The sequence below is a fragment of the Rhizobium sp. Leaf453 genome, assembly GCF_001425605.1.
In the GTDB taxonomy this organism is placed as follows: domain Bacteria; phylum Pseudomonadota; class Alphaproteobacteria; order Rhizobiales; family Rhizobiaceae; genus Pararhizobium.
Genome location: NZ_LMRG01000027.1, coordinates 41,461 through 59,472, shown reverse-complemented (window position 1 = coordinate 59,472; position 18,012 = coordinate 41,461). Strand labels below are relative to the sequence as shown.

The window sequence follows — 18,012 nt, the reverse complement described above, 5'->3', positions numbered from 1 at the left end:
CATGACCGCACGCATGGACAAACGATTTGCCGATCTGGCCGCCGAAGGCCGCCCAGCGCTTGTCACCTATTTCATGGGCGGAGACCCGGATTTCGAAACCTCGGTCGCCATCATGAAGGCGTTGCCGAAGGCCGGATCCGACGTGATCGAGCTCGGCATGCCGTTTTCCGATCCGATGGCCGACGGCCCGGCGATCCAGCTGGCTGGCCAGCGCGCGTTGAAGGGCGGACAGACTCTCGCCAAGACACTCGAAATCGCCCGTCGCTTCCGCGAGGACGACCAGGATACGCCGATCGTTCTGATGGGCTATTACAATCCGATCTACATCTACGGCGTCGAGCGGTTTCTCGATGACGCCCTGTCGTCCGGCATCGACGGCCTGATCGTCGTCGACCTGCCGCCGGAAATGGATGACGAACTGTGCATCCCGGCCCTGAAGAAGGACGTCAACTTCATCCGGCTGGCGACGCCGACGACGGATAATAGGCGCCTGCCGAAGGTGCTCGAAAATACCTCCGGATTCGTCTATTATGTCTCGATGAACGGCATTACCGGATCGGCACTTCCCGATCCGTCCTTGATCGGCGGCGCCGTGCAGCGCATCAAGGATCACACGAAGCTTCCGGTCTGCGTCGGCTTCGGCGTCAAGACCGCGGAACATGCAAAAGCCATCGGTGCATCCGCCGATGGTGTCGTCGTCGGCACCGCCATCGTCAATCAGGTGGCATCCAGTCTGACCGAAGACGGCCAGTCGACCGGAGCGACGGTGCCGGGCGTGGAAACGCTGGTTCGCGCCCTTTCCGCCGGTGTTCGTTCCGCAAGACTTGTTGCGGCCGAATAATTGCCCATTTTATAGGGCAACAGCGGTCCTAGACACTCAGGAGTTTGGATTTGAACTGGATCACCAATTACGTTCGCCCGAAGATCAACTCGATGCTCGGCCGCCGGGAAGTTCCGGAAAACCTCTGGATCAAATGCCCGGAAACCGGCGAGATGGTGTTTCACCGCGATCTCGAAGAGAACAAATGGGTCATTCCCGCATCCGGCTTTCATATGAAGATGCCGGCCAAGGCGCGGTTGAAGGACTTGTTCGACGATGGCGTCTACGAGGCCTTGCCGCAGCCGAAGGTGGCGCAGGACCCGCTGAAGTTCCGTGATTCGAAGAAATATGTCGACCGCCTGCGCGACAGCCGCGCCAAGACCGACCTGGAAGACACGATCGTTGCCGGTGTCGGCCGTTGCCGTGGTGTCAAGCTGGTCGGCGTCGTGCATGAATTCAACTTCATGGGCGGCTCGCTCGGCATTGCCGCCGGCGAGGCGATCATCAAGGCCTTCGAAAAGGCGATCGAGGAAAAATGCCCGCTGGTCATCTTCCCGGCCTCCGGCGGCGCGCGCATGCAGGAAGGCATCCTGTCGCTGATGCAGCTGCCGCGCACGACTGTCGCGGTGCAGATGCTCAAGGAAGCCGGTCTTCCCTACATCGTCGTGCTCACCAATCCGACCACCGGCGGCGTGACAGCCTCCTACGCCATGCTGGGCGACCTGCACCTGGCCGAGCCGGGCGCTGAAATCTGCTTTGCCGGAAAGCGCGTCATCGAGCAGACCATCCGCGAAAAGCTGCCGGAAGGCTTCCAGACCTCGGAATATCTGATGGAACACGGCATGGTCGACATGGTCGTGAAGCGCCATGACATTCCCGATATGCTGGCCCGCGTCCTGAAAATCCTCATGAAAAAGCCCGTCAGCGCTGCCAAGCTGAATGGTTCCACGGCGGTTACGGCTGTTCCGCTCGCGGCTGCAGCCAGCATCTGAGCCTATTCGCACCCCGTTCCTCAAGACGGGGTGCCATTCGATACAGGAACGCTCCCGGGCCGCCCGATGGGCGTTTGACCAGCGGTTTGCAGGAGCCATGATGTCGACAATCAACGTCACCGAAGCGGGGCAGGAGATCGACAAGCTCCTGGCGCTTCATCCCAAGGGTTTCGATCTCTCGCTCGACCGGATCACCCGGCTGCTCGATCGTCTCGGCAATCCGCAGGACCGGCTGCCACCCGTCATCCATGTGGCCGGCACCAACGGCAAGGGCTCCGTCACCGCCTTTTCCCGCGCGATCCTGGAAGCCGCAGGCCTCAGCGTTCACGTCCACACCTCGCCGCACCTCGTCAACTGGCATGAGCGTTATCGCCTCGGCAAGAAGGGCGGCCGTGGTGCGCTGGTGGGCGATGCGGTTCTGGCCGATGCCGTCCGGCGGGTGGCTGAGGCCAATGCCGGCGAAAAGATTACCGTCTTCGAAATCCTGACCGCCGTTACCTTCGTGCTGTTTGCTGAACATCCGGCGGATGTGGCGATCATCGAGGTCGGCCTCGGCGGTCGTTTCGATGCGACCAATGTCATCAGGAAACCGGCAGTTTCCGTCATCATGCCGATCTCGCTCGATCATCAGGCCTATCTCGGCGACCGGGTCGAACTGATTGCCGCCGAAAAGGCCGGGATCATGAAGCGCGGCTGCCCGGTGGTGATCAGTCATCAGGAAGAAGACACGGCGCGCGATGTGCTCGTTTCCATCGCCGAACGCCTGTCCTGCCCGCTGACCATCTACGGCCAGGATTTCATGGCGCATGAGGAATTCGGGCGGCTGGTATATCAGGACGAATTCGGCCTCGCCGACCTGCCGCTGCCGCGCCTGCCGGGCCGTCATCAGTATGGAAACGCCGCCGCCGCCATCCGGGCGGTGAAGGCAGCCGGTTTCGATCTGACGGACGGCGCCATCGAGGCTGGCCTCGTGAATGTCGAATGGCCAGGCCGATTGCAGCGGTTGACCGAGGGCAAACTGGCTTCGCTCGGGCCGAAGGGTGCTGAAATCTGGGTCGATGGCGGGCACAATCCCGGCGCCGGCCAGGTGATCGCGGAAACCATGGCCAATCTGGAGGAACGCGAGCCGCGGCCGTTGTTCCTGATCATAGGCATGATCAACACCAAGGATCCCGTCGGTTACTTCAACGCCTTCAAGGGGCTGGCCGAACAGGTCTTTACCGTGCCGATCCGCGCGTCGGATGCCGGGATCGATGCTGTGGCGCTTGCCGATGATGCCGCCTCGGCCGGCTTCGAGGTTGCGGCCGTGTCTACGGTCGCCGAGGCGCTTGCTGCGATCACCGAAATCTTCGCCGATGAGCCGGTGCCGCCGCGCATCCTGATCGGTGGATCGCTCTATCTGGTCGGCGATGTCCTGGCCGACAATGGCACACCGCCGAAATAACCGTCCTTCTCGCAGGCAACAAAAAAGCCCGGTCTCCCGGGCTTTTTTAATAAGATACTGATGATCGATCAGGCGGCGGCGTTGGAAATCCAGGTCGTCAGGGCCGTCTTCGGCGCTGCACCAACCTTGATGTCGGCCACTTCGCCAGCCTTGAACATGGCGAGAGTCGGGATCGAGCGCACGCCGTACTGAGCGGCGATTTCCGGGTTTTCGTCAATGTTGACCTTGGCGACCTTGACCTTGCCGGCCATTTCATTGGAAATTTCTTCCAGGCTTGGAGCGATCATCTTGCACGGGCCGCACCATTCGGCCCAGAAATCGACGATGACAGGCTCGGAGGCGTTCAGGACTTCGTCCTGAAAATTGGAAGTATCGACTTTTACGGTAGCCATAGGCTGCTCCTTGGTTTCGAAATCGGCGTTCTTCGAACGGTTGTCCATCATGTGATGGCTGAGCGTGAGCTTTTCAATGCATTCCTATCTCACTTTGTCGCGAGGTCTACAAGACTTCCGTCGAGCATCTCCTGCGGCAATGTGAGAACCGTCGGTCCTTCCGTGTAGATCAAAACGCATTGGAACCGGTGACCCTGGTAAAGCGGCGCCAGAAGCGCACGGTAGATGGCGAGCTGCGCCCGGTAGACGAAGGGCACGTCCTCGGCCGAAGCGGGAATTTCGCGGTTCGTCTTGAAGTCGGCGATGATGACGGTGTTACTGGTGACGGCCAGCCGGTCGATCCGCCCGGAGACAGCGAAATCCCGCTTTCCGAGCTTCAGCGTGCCCATCACCGACACCTCTGCGCGGCTCGTCTCGGCAAACAGATTTTGCAGATCGGCATGCCGCATGACAGTCAGCACCGAGGCGATCAACGCCTGCCGCTCCGCCTCCGGCCAGCGCGGCACGGACCGGAGCAGATAGCGTTCGGCCGCCGCGTGCCGCTCTTCCGGTGCGATCGATGGCAAAACCTGCAAGAAACGGTGCAGGATGGCGCCACGCAGCAGCGACGAACCGGGACTGATCTTGCGCGAAAACAGCGCCGAGCCGACGATCCCACCTGTTTCATCCTCGTCGATGACAGCGCCGGCGCCGGAGGGGCTCAGCGGCCGCGGCAGGTGGCGTTGGGGCGGCAAAGGGATCGACAGCGCCGAAGGCAGATCCGGGCGGCGGATGTCCGCCTGCTCCTTGCCTTCCTGCGTTTTCAGCTCGCGGCCGCTTGTCGAGACCTGCCAGCGATAGCCCGTCCATTCCTGCTCACTGGTCGCAAAGGTAATCGGCGTGCTGCGGCCGCGCTCATCGACCGACAGGCTCGCCGTTACCATGGCGTGCCAGCTGTCGGGATTGGCGCGCTTGCCCTGATAGCCACAGACGATCAGCCGGTCGGCGGCGCGCGTCATGCCGACATAGAGCAGGCGGCGATATTCCTCTTCCGCTGATGTCTTTAGCCGGTCGGTATCCGCATCGATCAGCGCATTGGAGGCCGCACCCGGCGGGCGCCAGACCGGCAGCGGGACCGTGTCGTGCTGATCGTCGCTGCGGATCATCCGCAGGCCGGACACATGCTGCGAATTGAAAGCCTTGCCGCCGCCATCGACGAGAAAGACGACAGGCGCCTCCAGACCCTTGGCCGCATGGACGGTCATGATCCGGACTTCGTTGCGCTCCTTGTCCTGCTCCCGCTTGACGGTTGGCGCTTCCATTTCGAGGCCTGAAATGAAGGCCTGAAGACCAGGCAGGCCGTTCTTTTCATGATCGAGCGCGAAGGTCAGGAATTCGTCGAGGATATCGCTGACTTCGCTCCCGAGCCGGCCGAGAAAAGCGGCGCGGCCGCCGTCATGACCAAGGATGCCGGCGTAGAAATCATGCACCGGCTGGCTGCGCGACAGGGCGCGGTATCGCCGCAATGCGGTGAGCGCGGCGTGATATCGGCTGGTTTCGTCCGTCCCGAGGTTGCCCAGCCGCTGCCAGAGGCTGACGGAGGCGGGACGTCCCGTCGCCAGTTCGGCAATGTCGTCTTCGGAAAGATTGAACAGCGGGCTTTTCAGCAGGGCCGCGAGCGACAGATCATCCTGCGGCAGGAGCACGAAGCGCCCGAGCGCCATCAGGTCCTGAACGGCGATATGGTTGGTCAGCACCAGCCGGTCGGCGCCGGCGACGGGAATGTTGCGCCGGGTTTTCAGCGCCCGCGTCAGCGCGTTGACAAAGGCATCGCGCTTGCGCACCAGCACAATCACGTCGCCCGGTTGCATCGGCCGCCGGACACCCTTTTCGATGACAGTTTCCTTGCCGATCCAGTCGGCGAGCACGGCAGCGATGCGCTGGGCGAGAATATTGGCCGGCGCATCCTCGGGCGTGGCGTCGAAGGGGGCGGTCCAGTCCCCTTCCTGAATGCTGTCGGCCGGCGCGATCGCATCCCAGACCTCGACCAGACCCGGATGACCGATGCGGTTGGAGGCATGGATGACCGCTTCGCTGCGCGCACTCAGACCCCTTGCATGAACAGGGTTTTCGAACACGATATCGACGGCCGACAGCACGTCTTCCGTGGAGCGGAAGGACAGTTGCAGGCGGATCGGGCTGAAGGCCTTGCCGCCGCTCAAGACACGCCGCTCGGTCTCGATGCTCTCGTTGGAAAACCGCTCCGGCCGGGCGCCCTGGAAGGAATAGATCGACTGCTTCTCATCACCGACGGCAAACATTGTGCGGTTGCCGCCACGCGCCGTCTCGCCGGAAAAGAAATCCTCCGCCAGCGACTGGATGATCGTCCATTGGACGGGGCTGGTATCCTGCGCTTCGTCGACGAGGATGTGGTCGATGCCCTGGTCCAGCTTGTAATGGATCCAGCGGCTGACATCGCCGCGCACCAGAAGCGTCGCCGTCCGGTTGATCAGGTCGTCGAAATCCAGCTGGCTGCGGCTTTTCTTGATGTCCTCGTAATCGCTGTTCAGCCGATCGGCGAGCACCAGCGCAGCCCTTGTCGCTTCGAACATGGCGATGACATTGAGCCGGTCGGTTGCGGCGATCATATGGTCGCGCGCGGCGAACACCAGATCCTCCAGATCCGGCGCCTTGTCGCGCATCGATTTGGACAGAAAGGCGGACTCGGCCCGTGGCTTGCCGGTTCCGGTGAAGAACAGATCGACCAGCGCATTGTAACGCTGCAGCGGATCGTGGAGTTTGGCAACAGTGCGCAGCCCCTCGGCGAATTCCGTGACCTTCACGCCACCGGCCGAAAGGGCAAGGCCGATATAGCGCTCCAGTCCCGCGCCGTTCAGTCCGGGCAGCGGCCAGAATCCGGCTAAGGTTGTGTCGTGTGTCTCATCCGGCCGCAGCCCGAGCGCCAGCCGCAGGGCGGGATCGATCCCGCCCTTGTTCGCTGCATCGTCGAGAAAGAGCTGGATCGGGGTGCGCTGGCCGACGATCGCTGACAGAAGTTTCTCCAGCCCGGTATCATCAGCGAGGTCGAGCACGGTCGCGAAGGCTTCGGTGAGTTCGCGGTCCTCCTCGCTCGCAGTCGCCGTCAGGAGCGCGCGGCGGGCGTCGGCGAGAAGCGTGGCGGAAGCGCGGTCGTCGAGGACGGAGAAATGGCCGGCGACATTGGCCTCCAGCGGAAACTGGTGAAGCAGGGCTTCGCAGAAGGCGTGAATCGTCTGGATCTTCAGTCCACCAGGTGTTTCCAGCGCACGGGCAAACAGGCGCCGCGCCTCCTGCCGCTTGATGAGATTCGGCCGTTCGCCCTCGATCGCGGCGATGCGGTCATCCAGCGTGTCGTCGTCCAGCGTCACCCATTCGGCCAGTCGCTCGAAGACGCGGTTCGACATTTCCGATGCCGCCGCCTTGGTATAGGTCAGGCACAGGATCGCGGATGGGCGGCAGCCGGACAGCAACAGCCGGATGACACGCTGGGTCAGAACATGCGTCTTGCCGGAGCCGGCATTGGCGGAGACCCAGGCCGAACGGGCGGGATCGGAGGCCAGCGCCTGCTTGGCCGAGGTCCAGCCGAGCCAGGCTTCCGGCGTCGGCTCGAGAGGGCCGAAATCATCATCCCTCATTGGCATCATCCTCCCCATCCGCCGTCGCCCATTCGGCAACCCGGGCCAGATGGTCATATTCGCCGCCGTAGTCGCGTTCCTTCTGCACGATCAATCGCGAGGCGAAACCATATTTTCCGCTCATCAAGGCGGCGAGAAGGCCGGTCAGTTCCTTCAGCGAATCCTCCGCCAGTTGGTCCGCCGATTTGGTCTCGACATTGGCACGAGCCTTGGCGTTCTCGTTGTTGACCTCCTGCACGGCAAATCGTTCGCCGGGTTTCAATCTGACGTAAAGCAGAGACTGCGGATGCCGTTTGCCGGCCTTCTCGAAGGCCCCGGCCTTGAGCGCCGCGGCCTCCAGCGCCAGTTGCGGGTCAAGAAGGGCGCGTGCTTCATTCACGGAGGGGCTCGATCCGGTCTTGTAATCGACGATCACGGCGCTGCCGTCACCGAGGATGTCGATCCGGTCGGCTATCCCGGTCAGCTTGATGTCGGAGACGCCGAGCTCCATCGATGCATAGAGTTCGGTGAAGCTTTTGCGCACGTCCTGCTGCCGGCCGGCTTCCCAGTCGATGAAGGCCTTGCCGACAGCGGCGAAGCGGGGGCGCCAGACGATATCGATATGGGCGGGCAGGGCCTGCTCATCGAAGGCTTCGCCCAGAATCCGGCTCATTTCTTTTTGAGCCTGTGGTGAAGTCGCATCCAGCTTGGCGCGGACGAAGCGCTCGACGATCTTGTGATAGAGCGTGCCGCGCTCGGCCGCACCCGGATCGCGGTTAAACGGATCGATCGGCTGCAGCCGCAGGATTCGCCGTGCATAGACGGCGTATGGGTCACGTCTGAGCCGGGTGACCTCGCTGAAGGAATAGCTGCGAGGCTGCTGCTCGGCCGGTGGCCTGGGTGCTGGCTGCTTGGCGAGAGACTGGGTCACCCCCTGATCGAGCATGCCGGCCCATTGGTGATAATCATGCCCGTTGTCTCGAAGGCGGGCGGCGAAGTCCTTGCCGCCGACGGCGAGCAGCCGCTGCAGCCAGCGGGAGGCGACGGTCGGCGTCGCGCCCTTGCGCATGGCGCGGGTGAGGATCAGCCGGCGGGTGCCGCAGGCCATCTGGAAGTCGTGAGCCAGCTGACCGATGCGACGTTCCGGCGGTTCGAGCCCGATCGTCGTCTTCATCGTGCGTGACAGGAAGGGATCGTTTGCCGATTGCCCCGGCCATGTGCCCTCGTTCAGGCCGCCGAGCACGACGAGATCGACGCTCTGCAGACGCGATTCCAGCGCGCCGAAAATGAAGACGCGGGGATGGCGCATGGCGCGCGGCTTGATCGCCTCGCTGGCCGACAGCGCCTCCACGATATCGCTCCATTGCGGACCATCGGCGGTCAGCTGGCCATCGGTATCGATGACGGCGCGCAGCAGGTTCGCCAGCGCTTCGCCGGCTTCCCCCAACCACAGCCCGGCGAGGCTGCCATTCTCGTCGACCGCCACCGCTTCCAGCGCGCGGCCGGTCTTTTCGGCCCATTCGGAGAGGGTGAGCGCGGCGGTGAGGCCGCGTCCAGACCTGTGATGGCGCACCAGCGTGCCGGCCAAGGGTTCGACCGAGGCAGCGATCCGCCGGGAAAGGTCGCGGGCCTGTTCGATCGCCTGCTCATCCAACTGGCCGCGCCATTCCGGCAGGTGCTTCTTGCCGACTTCGCGTTGCAGCGCCTCGTCAAGCAATGCTTCCAGTTCGGATATGTCGGCACTGCCGGTTCCGCCACGCAGCGCCATCAGTTCCAGCGTCGTGGCCGCTTGGTGCATCGACGCTATGTCGAGGCCGAAGCGGGCAAGGGGATGCTTGAGAAGCGCGGTGATGGCAACGGGATCGCCCGGGCGAAGGCTGGCTTCAAGCAGCAGGCGCACGAGGCTGCCGGGGCCGGTGGCCGACAATGGTGTGCCGGCGGAATCATCGGCCTCAATGCCGAAGCGTAGCAGTTCACTCGCCACACGGCGGGCGAGGTCGCGATCGGGCGTGATCAGCGCTGCCTGGCTTTCCTCGCTGCCCTGCAGGGCGAGCCTCAGCGCAATGGCGATGGCGGTCGCTTCCTCGCGCTCGTTGGCGGTTTCGATCAACGCGGCATCGGCAAAGGCATCCGTCAAACGTACAGGATCGACATCGTTGCGCAGGCTTGTCCAGCCGCTGGTCGCCTGTACCGGCAGAAGCGCATGCGAGATCAGTTCGGCGCGATAGGCGAGGTCCGAATCACCGGAACCGAGCGGCACGACGGCATGGCGGGCAATGCCCATGGTCTTCAGGAGGCGGAAGAAGCCGTATTGCGGGTGGCTTCGGCTGGCGGAATCGCCAAATCCCGTAACCGCCTCCGGCGCGATCATCACCCATTCCGCATCGCTCATCGTCTGGTCGAGGCCGGGCAGCACGATGGTTCCGTTTTCGAGCTTCTGCACGGCGGCGATCAGCTTGGCCGTGGCGGGAATGGAGCCGGTCGAGCCGGCAATGATGATCGGCCCGGGAACCTTGCCGCTGGCGATACGCTGCGCTTCCGCCTCGAGAATGGCATTGCGGTGGCGGGCCGGCGAGGATTGCTTCAATTCCTCCAGCCGGTCGGGCCAATAGGCGCTGGCGATCTGAAGGAAGGCCGACGTCAGCTCCCACCAGAGGGCATGCTCTCTATCGTCGAGCTTTTTTAGCGCATCCCAACCCAATTCCTCCGTTTCCATCGCATCGATGATCTCGGAGAGATTGCGCGCCAGCCAGATCGCATCCGCCGGACTGGCTGGCGCGATCAGCGGGCTTTCCGAATGCACGTCGAGCACGGCCTGCGGCAACCGGTTGCGCCAGGCGAGGATCAGCCGGCCAAGCTCGATCAGCCGCGCGACATTGGGCAATGGCGGGGCGAGATCGAGGATTGCCGGGATTTCTGCATCGAAGAAGCCGCTATCGTCATCGGTTTCGCCGAGCGCACGGATCATCGGCAGGATTGCCGAGCGGCCGCCGAGATAATCCACCAGTTCCGAACGCAACACGCGGGCCGATCGCCGTGTCGGCACGAAAATGGTGACACCGGCCAGAGACAGCGGATCGGCAGTGTCATAGCGAAAGCCGGGAACAAGCGCGCCAGAACACAGCTTTTCGACCAGCGTCCGCAGGAAGGGACGGCCGGGCGGAATGGTGAAGACGTTGGAGACGGCGTCCGTCATGCCCCGCTGCCAAGCCGGCGAATGGCATCCTCGGCCTCGCCGATCGCCTCCGGCGTGCCGACGGTCATCCAGTGACCGGAGAGCACGATGCCGAAAAGCCGGTTTTGCGCGATCGCCCGGTCGAAATAGATATTGAGGTTGAAGGCGTCGGTCGGGGCATCGTCGAAGAGCCGGCTATGCATGGCGATCGCGCCGGCGTAGACCACCGGGCTCGGCATGCCCTCGCGGTAACGGGACAGCCTTCCATCTTCGCCCAGCGAAAAGTCCAGCTTGCCATTATGGCCCGTCGTATCCTCGTTGCGCACGCAGAGCAGGGCCATATCCATCGTCTCTGGATCAAAGAAGGAGGCGAGACGCGATAAGTTGGATGGAACGCCCGGCTGTTCGCCGACCCAGAAGAGATCGGCGTTCATGACCAGAACCGGCCCGTCGTCCAGCAGCTTCAGCCCCTTGGCAAGGCCGCCGCCGGAATTCATCAGGGCCTCCCGCTCGTCGGAAAGGACGATCTTCGGGCTCTTCCGTTCCGAAAGATGCGCTTCCATCTGGTCGGCGAAGTGATGGACATTCACTACGGCCGTTTCCACGCCGGCAACTTGAAGAAGGTCCAGCACATAATCGATCATCGGCTTGCCCGCGATCCTGACCAGCGGTTTCGGCATGGTATCGGTGATGGGGCGCAGGCGGGTGCCGAGCCCTGCGGCAAGCACCATGGCGTTTTTGATAGGCCTTAAATGGATGGGCATGGGCAGCACGGGATCCACTGATTTCTCAACCGGTGATTCGGTTTAGAGGATTCCAGCCTTTATGCACCAATCGCGCAAGGGCGCGAGCGCGTCATGTTCGAGCGCCACCTGAAGGTAGGAGAAGGTACGCGGCATGTGCTTCATATAGAAGGGCTTGCCGTCGCGCTGCATCAGCCGTACCCAGATACCGACGAGCTTGCAATTGCGCTGGGCTGACATGAGATGCCAGTCCCGCTGGAAGGTCGCTTCGTCGAAAGCGCCGAGGGCGCTGCGTTCCGAACTGTAGAGCGAAAGCATCTGCCTGCACAGATCCGGTTCGATGGTGACGCGCGCATCCTGGGTGATCGAGGCGACGTCATAGGCCGTCGGCCCGATCATGGCATCCTGGAAATCGATGATGCCGATCCGGTCGAATCCGGACTGCTCGCCACGCCAGATGATGTTGGGCGAATGGAAATCCCGCAGCAGCAGTTTCTTTTCCGAGGTCGCCAGCAGGTCGATCAGATGGTCCCAGACATCGAAATAGGCGGTGCGTTCCGCGTCAGATGCCTTTTCGCCGCGCTTCCACGGCAGATACCAGTCGATCAGCAGGCTGGTCTCGATCTTCATCGCCGTGCGATCGAAATCAGGAATGTGATGCGTGATGGCAGGGGAAAGGAGGATATCGCGAGTGACGGGTTGGGCATGCAGATGCGCAAGCACGCGCACGCTTTCCAGATAGCGTTCGGCAATCGGCGCGCCGCTCTCATCAAGAATCCCCGTGCTGCCGAGATTTTCGATCAGCAATAGGCCGGCGTCGAGATCGCTCTCGTAGATTTCCGGTGCCCGGAACCCCTTGTCGCGGATGTCTTGGTCGACAGCAACGAAGGGAATGACGTCTTCGGCCAGATGCGCCAGCTGCTGGTAATATTTCCCGTCCTGCAGAACCGGGCCGGGCTTGATCCGGGCGGAATCCATCAGGATGCGCATCGGCTGGCCATGAAGCAGAATTCGCTCATAGGCGCGGGCGGAGGCGTCGCCACTCAAGTGCCGGCGTTTTGCTGCGCCCTGACCACGTTCCCGCAGGAAGGTGCGGATGGAAAGGCTGCGGTGAATCCGGCTCAAGGCCTGCTCGTCGCCGGTGATCGACAGCTCGCGGCCATCGCCCTGATGCGTGAATGTAATGGTCAACCGCGACTTCGGCAGGGCCGCCTCGGCATTTTCCGGCCATTCGACCAGGCAGATGCCCTGCGACAGGGCCTCGTCAAAGCCGAGTTCATCAAGTTCGGAAACATCGGCGAGGCGGTAGAGATCGAAATGCGAAACCGGGATGCGCAGGTCGTAGCTCTGGACGAGTGTGAAGGTCGGGCTTGGAACCTCCAGCCCTCCGTCATCCGCCATGGCCCTCAGCAGGGCGCGGGCCAGCGTCGACTTGCCGGCGCCGAGATCGCCTGAAAGCGCCAGGCAATCGCCAATCTTCAGGGCCAGTGCGAGGTCTTCGCCAAGCTCGATCGTCGCCGCCTCGTCCTTCAGGAAAAGGGTAATTGCCTGCATCATTCAGCCGCTTGGAATTTCGGCAGTTCGCCGGACGGAATGCGGCAGGTAACTTCCGTGCCTTCGCCCTCGCGGCTGCGGATCTCGACCTTGCCGTGATGCAGGCTGACGAAGCTTTCGACGATCGACAGGCCGAGACCGGCGCCGCCGTGCTGTCCGTGACTTTCGAAGCGGTTGAAGACGGTGTCGAGAATGTCCTGGGGAATGCCAGCGCCGCTATCGGTGACGCTGAAGACGAAGTCGCTGCCGTCGCGGCGGCATTTCAGGCCGATTGTGCTGCCATCGGGCGCGAAGTTCGCGGCATTGGTCAGCAGCTTGATGAGAATCTGCTTGAGGCGTTGATGATCGGCAACGAACAGGCCGAGCATATCAGGTGCATCGATCTGCAGCGTGACGGCGCTTTCCTGCAGCCGGTCGGCCATCTGCAGCGACACCTCGTCGAGGAAATCGGTCAGGTTGATTTCCGACAGATCCAGTTCGACAATGCCGGCATCGACGGTCGCGAGATCGAGAATGTCATTGACGATGGTCAGGAGCAGCGAGGACGAGGTCGAGATGTGATCGACATATTCGGACTGACGTTCGGTGAGCGTGCCGAAGGCCGGCGTCTTCAGGAGATCGGCGAAGCCGATGATGTTGGTCAGCGGCGAACGCAACTCGTAAGAAACGTGCTGGACGAAATCGTTCTTCAGATGATCGGCCATCTGCAGCGCGTCGTTCTTTTCCGTCAGCGCCCGCTCGACCCGCGCACTGTCGGTGATGTTAACGAAGGTCAGCATGGTCTGGGCGTTCGGCAGCGGGATAACGGCGAAATCGAGGATGAGGCCGGTCCGCAGCTCAAGGATGCCCTGGCACGACGGTCGCTCGTCGTCGAAACTGGTGATCAGGTGCGAGAACCGCTTCCAGCCGTCGGGCAGATCGTAGGACGGCGCGCAGGCCTGCTCGATGGCGCGGATATGGGTGCCGGGCATGACCTCCATTTCGCTGACGCCCCAGAGTGCGCGGAAAGCAGGATTGGAGAGCTTGATCCGGCCATCGGGTCCGAACACGGCAACACCTTCGGACAAATGGTCGATGGTTTCGCCCTGAACCTGAACCAGCGTGTTGTAGCGTGTTTCCAGATCGACCTTTTCCGTCAGGTTTTCGAAAACCCAGGTGGCGCCGCCCTGCGGACGGGCAGTTGCGAAGACACGCAGGGTCTGGCCGTTCGGCAGATGCCAGAGGTCGGATTGTGTCTCGATCGCCTGGTAGACGGCAAGCGCCGAATCCTTCCACTGCTTCCAGTTCAACTGCTCCGGCAGCTTGCCGCTGGCGCGCAGCCGGTCGAGGATCTCGCCATTATCAGGTTTGCGCTCAAGGAACGCCATGTCGAGGTCCCACAGGCTCTGGAATGCCTGATTGTAGAACTGCAGGCGCTGGCTGCCATCGAAGATCGCGACCGGGGTTGCCAGGTGATCGAGCGTTTCGGCGTGGCTTTTCAGCGTCCGGTTCAGTTCCTCGCGCACGGCTTCGACGTCGGAGACATTGATCGCCATGCCGGCCGAACCCGTCGTGCTCTTGGTGTCGACGACGTCGAAGAAGGTGCGGTTACCGCGAACGACGGTCGAGACCTTGTCGCGATAGGGCGAATCATAGGTGCTGGCGGCGCGAATCTTTTCGCGGGCGACGGTGGCCAGCAGTTCCCGGCTTTCCTTGACGGCGGCCGAAGGATTGGCCGCTTCGACCGCGTCACTATAGGCTTCGTTGACCCAAAGGATGCTTCCGTCTGTGCCGCGCTGCCAGACGGGCAAGTCGATGGCATCGAGCAGCGTATGGAGGCTGGAGAGCGAGCTGTGCAGCCGGTCCCGCTCCAGTTTGACCTCCGCCAGTTCGGCGCGCAGGTTGTTGAGTGCGACGAAACGCACGAAGGCGCGACCGCCGGAGACGCGGCCCTGCGCCTCGATGATCTCGCCGCGCGTGGTTTCAACCACCAGATCGAAGCTCTGGGCGGTAAGGCGCAGCGTCTCGATGGCTTTTTCCAGCTCGGACGAGGACTGCGGCTTGATCCAGCGGCCGAACGCCAGGAAGTCGCGATCATCCTGCGGCGCGCCCGTCTCGGGGGGCAGCTGTCCGAGGAATTCCGCCTTATCCGACAGTCCTTCCCAGACGACGATGCGGCGGTTCTTGTCCGCGATCAGCGCCTGGAAGCGGGAAATGCGGTGATTGGCGTCGGCAAGCGCCGCGGTCAGTTCGCGATTGTCGGTCTCGATATTGCCGCGCTGGCGAATCAGCCAGACGGCCGAGATCATCGCGGCCGAGATAACGCCGATGAGAACGGAAAAGGTAATCACCTCGGAAGAGCGGAAGAGGCTTACGGTGGTCAGGTCCTCGACCGCGGCAACCGCCGGGCCGGCCAGAGCCGCAAGCGCTGAGCTTGCCAGGAACCGTCGCAACAGGGACGGAATCCGGCCGCTTGCGCGTTTCGAAGGATCTCTTTCCATGGCGTGCTTCCCCGTTTGCACCACACACGATCGGTGACCCGGAAACCCGAATCACGGACGATCTGATGTGTATTCAACACCTTGAATCGTGTCCCGACCTTGTCGGTCAGGCACGGCGCAAGGCCATCGGTCCGGTTGCAAATCGCCATGCAGTATAAATCGAAATCCCGCGTGAGCAGGCCTCGTTCAATTCCGATTGCAGTCCGGCATGTCTTTGTCTGTATGCCGCCTTAACGACAAGACATCCCCGATTCCGGACGCGTCTGTTCCGCATCTTCGTCCCGAATCATTGTCCCAAAAACATACGCCTTGAGGGAATCCTCGGGAAGGGCGAGGCGAAAAAAGAGGCCGCGATCTTTTGTCAAGATCGCGGCCTCTATATGTTGTGGATTATCCGGGTAAGGATTAATAGCGGTAGTGTTCAGACTTGAACGGGCCCTGCGGCTTCACGCCGATATAGCCCGCTTGCTCTTCGGACAGTTCCGTCAACTTGGCGCCGAGCTTGGCGAGGTGAAGGCGGGCAACCTTTTCGTCGAGATGCTTCGGCAGGATGTGGACGCCCTTTTCATAAGTGTCACCCTTGGTGAACAGCTCGATCTGCGCCAGAACCTGGTTGGAGAACGAGGCCGACATGACGAAGGACGGGTGACCGGTGGCGTTGCCGAGGTTCAGGAGGCGGCCTTCCGAGAGAAGGATCATGCGGTTGCCCTTCGGGAACTCGATCAGGTCGACCTGCGGCTTGATGTTCGTCCACTTCAGGTTCCGCAGTGCCGCGACCTGAATTTCGTTGTCGAAATGGCCGATATTACCGACGATCGCCATATCCTTCATCGCGCGCATGTGGTCCATGCGAATGACGTCCTTGTTGCCGGTCGTCGTGATGAAGATGTCGGCCGAAGACACGACATCTTCCAGCTGCACGACTTCATAACCGTCCATGGCCGCCTGCAGGGCGCAGATCGGATCGACTTCCGTGACCTTGACGCGAGCACCGGCGCCGGAAAGCGAAGCAGCCGAACCCTTGCCGACATCGCCGTAACCGCAGACGACGGCGACCTTGCCTGCCATCATCACGTCGGTACCGCGACGGATGCCGTCAACCAGCGATTCCTTGCAGCCGTACTTGTTGTCGAACTTCGACTTGGTAACCGAATCGTTAACGTTGATCGCCGGGAAGGGCAGCAGGCCCTTGGCGTGCAGCTGGTAGAGACGGTTGACGCCGGTGGTGGTTTCTTCCGTCACGCCCTTGATGGCGTCGCGCTGCTTGGTGAACCAGCCCGGGGAAGCAGCCAGGCGCTTCTTGATCTGGGCAACGAGGATTTCTTCTTCCTCGGATTCAGGCTTGGAGAGAACGTCCTCGCCGGCTTCGGCGCGGGCGCCGAGCAGGATATACATGGTGGCATCGCCGCCATCATCGAGGATCATGTTGGAAACGCCGCCATCGGCCCACTGGAAGATCTGGTCGGTATAGGTCCAGTATTCCTCGAGCGTTTCGCCCTTGACGGCGAAGACCGGAACGCCGCTGGCGGCGATCGCTGCGGCAGCATGATCCTGCGTCGAGAAGATGTTGCAGGAAGCCCAGCGCACTTCGGCGCCCAGTGCAACCAGCGTCTCGATCAGGACGGCCGTCTGGATGGTCATGTGGAGCGAGCCGGTGATGCGGGCGCCCTTCAGCGGCTTGGCTGTGCCGAATTCCTCGCGGCAGGCGATCAGGCCCGGCATTTCGGTTTCGGCGATGGTGATTTCCTTGCGGCCAAAATCGGCGAGGCCGATATCGGCGACGTGATAATCGTTCTTCGTGCTCATGGCAGTCTCCGGGCTTGGTGACCATGCGGAAGGCCTGGTGGAAATCAGGCCGGGCAGGGCGCACTAAAATTCGTTCTTCCCGCCCATCGGCAGGAAGATTGTTCCCCATCTATCAGGATTCACGAACAGGAGCAACAGGACATAAAGAAGTCTTTATATCTTTATATCGCGTCAGCCATTCCCTTTTGCTCTGGAGGGAAAGCCCGCGTCAGCGCCGTTGAGCGCTTACATTTCCTCGCCGAACTTGTCGGCGACCAGCGCGTCGAGGGCATCGAGCGCTTCCTGCGCCTGGCGACCGCTGGCGGTTACGGCGACAGAGCAGCCGGTGCTGGCCGCCAGCATCATCAGGCCCATGATCGAGGTGCCGCCGACGGTCATGCCGTCCTTGGAAACATGAATTTCCGCATCATAGCCTTCGACCGTCTGGACGAACTTTGCGGAGGCTCGGGCGTGCAGGCCGCGCTTGTTGACGATCAGGAGGTCGCGGGACAGCGTCATGGCGGGTGTCTCGTTATTTGCCACTGAGGACACGGCTTGCGACATTGATATATTTCCTGCCTGCCTCGGACGCTTCCACGAGCGCCTTGTCCATGTCGCTTTCGCCGCGAACGCCCGCCAGCTTGATCAGCATCGGCAGGTTGACGCCGGCAATGACTTCCACTGTGCCGCTCTGCATCACCGAAATGGCGAGATTGGACGGCGTGCCGCCGAACATGTCGGTGAGAATGATGACACCATTGCCTTCATCGGCGGACAGGACGGCCTGGAGAATATCCTGCCGGCGCTGGTCCATGTCGTCTTCCGGGCCGATGCAGACAGTCTCGATTGACTTTTGAGGACCGACGACATGCTCCAGCGCATGACGAAACTCTTCAGCCAGCTTGCCGTGTGTGACAAGCACAAGTCCGATCATGATGTCTTTGCTCCAACTGCATCTGCAAATCTAGGGATGGTCAGATATCGCAACGCAGCAA

Annotated in this window: 12 protein-coding genes; 3 read left to right on the top strand and 9 right to left on the bottom strand. The window is 62.1% G+C overall.

Annotated elements, in window-relative coordinates:
* The first annotated feature begins 1 nt into the window (after position 1).
* From trpA to ASG68_RS23565, 3 genes are all read left to right on the top strand, one after another.
* Positions 2–841: a tryptophan synthase subunit alpha gene (gene trpA, locus ASG68_RS23575; RefSeq protein WP_062585956.1), complete on the top strand. Its 840-nt coding sequence runs from the start codon at positions 2–4 to the stop codon at positions 839–841.
* Positions 842–891: 50 nt separating this feature from the next.
* The gene (gene accD, locus ASG68_RS23570) at positions 892–1,812 is read left to right on the top strand and encodes an acetyl-CoA carboxylase, carboxyltransferase subunit beta (RefSeq protein ID WP_062585954.1); all 921 of its coding nucleotides are present in this window, start codon (positions 892–894) and stop codon (positions 1,810–1,812) included.
* Between the two features lie 97 nt (positions 1,813–1,909).
* The gene (locus tag ASG68_RS23565; protein ID WP_062585952.1) at positions 1,910–3,256 is read left to right on the top strand and encodes a bifunctional folylpolyglutamate synthase/dihydrofolate synthase; all 1,347 of its coding nucleotides are present in this window, start codon (positions 1,910–1,912) and stop codon (positions 3,254–3,256) included.
* Between the two features lie 68 nt (positions 3,257–3,324).
* On the opposite strand, the gene trxA is transcribed toward ASG68_RS23565, so the two are convergent.
* The 9 genes from trxA to ASG68_RS23520 all read right to left on the bottom strand — a co-directional run bounded on the left by trxA (position 3,325) and on the right by ASG68_RS23520 (position 17,951).
* On the bottom strand, positions 3,325–3,648 hold the full coding sequence (gene trxA / locus ASG68_RS23560) for a thioredoxin (protein WP_062586495.1): 324 nt from the start codon (positions 3,646–3,648) through the stop codon (positions 3,325–3,327).
* An 89-nt stretch (positions 3,649–3,737) separates the two neighbouring features.
* Positions 3,738–7,301, bottom strand: a complete 3,564-nt coding sequence (gene addA, locus ASG68_RS23555; RefSeq protein WP_062585950.1) for a double-strand break repair helicase AddA — start codon at positions 7,299–7,301, stop codon at positions 3,738–3,740.
* Entirely contained in the window at positions 7,291–10,476 is a 3,186-nt protein-coding gene (gene addB, locus ASG68_RS23550; protein ID WP_062585949.1) for a double-strand break repair protein AddB, read from the bottom strand. The genes addA and addB overlap by 11 nt, the downstream gene beginning before the upstream one ends.
* On the bottom strand, positions 10,473–11,219 hold the full coding sequence (locus tag ASG68_RS23545; protein ID WP_062586493.1) for a nucleotidyltransferase family protein: 747 nt from the start codon (positions 11,217–11,219) through the stop codon (positions 10,473–10,475). The genes addB and ASG68_RS23545 overlap by 4 nt, the downstream gene beginning before the upstream one ends.
* 42 nt (positions 11,220–11,261) lie before the next feature.
* Positions 11,262–12,752: a tRNA (adenosine(37)-N6)-threonylcarbamoyltransferase complex ATPase subunit type 1 TsaE gene (gene tsaE / locus ASG68_RS23540; RefSeq protein WP_156373609.1), complete on the bottom strand. Its 1,491-nt coding sequence runs from the start codon at positions 12,750–12,752 to the stop codon at positions 11,262–11,264.
* Positions 12,752–15,232, bottom strand: coding sequence for a PAS domain-containing sensor histidine kinase (locus tag ASG68_RS23535; protein WP_062585945.1), 2,481 nt, complete (start codon positions 15,230–15,232; stop codon positions 12,752–12,754). Before ASG68_RS23535 ends, tsaE begins: the two co-directional genes overlap by 1 nt.
* 405 nt (positions 15,233–15,637) lie before the next feature.
* Complete coding sequence (gene ahcY / locus ASG68_RS23530) at positions 15,638–17,038, bottom strand: adenosylhomocysteinase (RefSeq protein WP_062585943.1); 1,401 nt, start codon at positions 17,036–17,038, stop codon at positions 15,638–15,640.
* A 225-nt stretch (positions 17,039–17,263) separates the two neighbouring features.
* Positions 17,264–17,536, bottom strand: coding sequence for an HPr family phosphocarrier protein (locus tag ASG68_RS23525; protein ID WP_062585941.1), 273 nt, complete (start codon positions 17,534–17,536; stop codon positions 17,264–17,266).
* Positions 17,537–17,549: 13 nt separating this feature from the next.
* On the bottom strand, positions 17,550–17,951 hold the full coding sequence (locus tag ASG68_RS23520; RefSeq protein WP_062585939.1) for a PTS sugar transporter subunit IIA: 402 nt from the start codon (positions 17,949–17,951) through the stop codon (positions 17,550–17,552).
* Positions 17,952–18,012 lie beyond the last annotated feature (61 nt).

What these genes read in the sequence shown, in the direction of transcription:
- addA (WP_062585950.1), bottom strand. Translation starts at nt 7,301, where the DNA reads ATGAGGGATGATGATTTCGGCCCTCTCGAGCCGACGCCGGAAGCCTGG.
- ahcY (WP_062585943.1), bottom strand. Translation starts at nt 17,038, where the DNA reads ATGAGCACGAAGAACGATTATCACGTCGCCGATATCGGCCTCGCCGAT.
- ASG68_RS23565 (WP_062585952.1), top strand. Translation starts at nt 1,910, where the DNA reads ATGATGTCGACAATCAACGTCACCGAAGCGGGGCAGGAGATCGACAAG.
- ASG68_RS23520 (WP_062585939.1), bottom strand. Translation starts at nt 17,951, where the DNA reads ATGATCGGACTTGTGCTTGTCACACACGGCAAGCTGGCTGAAGAGTTT.
- trxA (WP_062586495.1), bottom strand. Translation starts at nt 3,648, where the DNA reads ATGGCTACCGTAAAAGTCGATACTTCCAATTTTCAGGACGAAGTCCTG.
- tsaE (WP_156373609.1), bottom strand. Translation starts at nt 12,752, where the DNA reads ATGCAGGCAATTACCCTTTTCCTGAAGGACGAGGCGGCGACGATCGAG.
- ASG68_RS23535 (WP_062585945.1), bottom strand. Translation starts at nt 15,232, where the DNA reads ATGGAAAGAGATCCTTCGAAACGCGCAAGCGGCCGGATTCCGTCCCTG.
- ASG68_RS23545 (WP_062586493.1), bottom strand. Translation starts at nt 11,219, where the DNA reads ATGCCCATCCATTTAAGGCCTATCAAAAACGCCATGGTGCTTGCCGCA.
- addB (WP_062585949.1), bottom strand. Translation starts at nt 10,476, where the DNA reads ATGACGGACGCCGTCTCCAACGTCTTCACCATTCCGCCCGGCCGTCCC.
- ASG68_RS23525 (WP_062585941.1), bottom strand. Translation starts at nt 17,536, where the DNA reads ATGACGCTGTCCCGCGACCTCCTGATCGTCAACAAGCGCGGCCTGCAC.
- trpA (WP_062585956.1), top strand. Translation starts at nt 2, where the DNA reads ATGACCGCACGCATGGACAAACGATTTGCCGATCTGGCCGCCGAAGGC.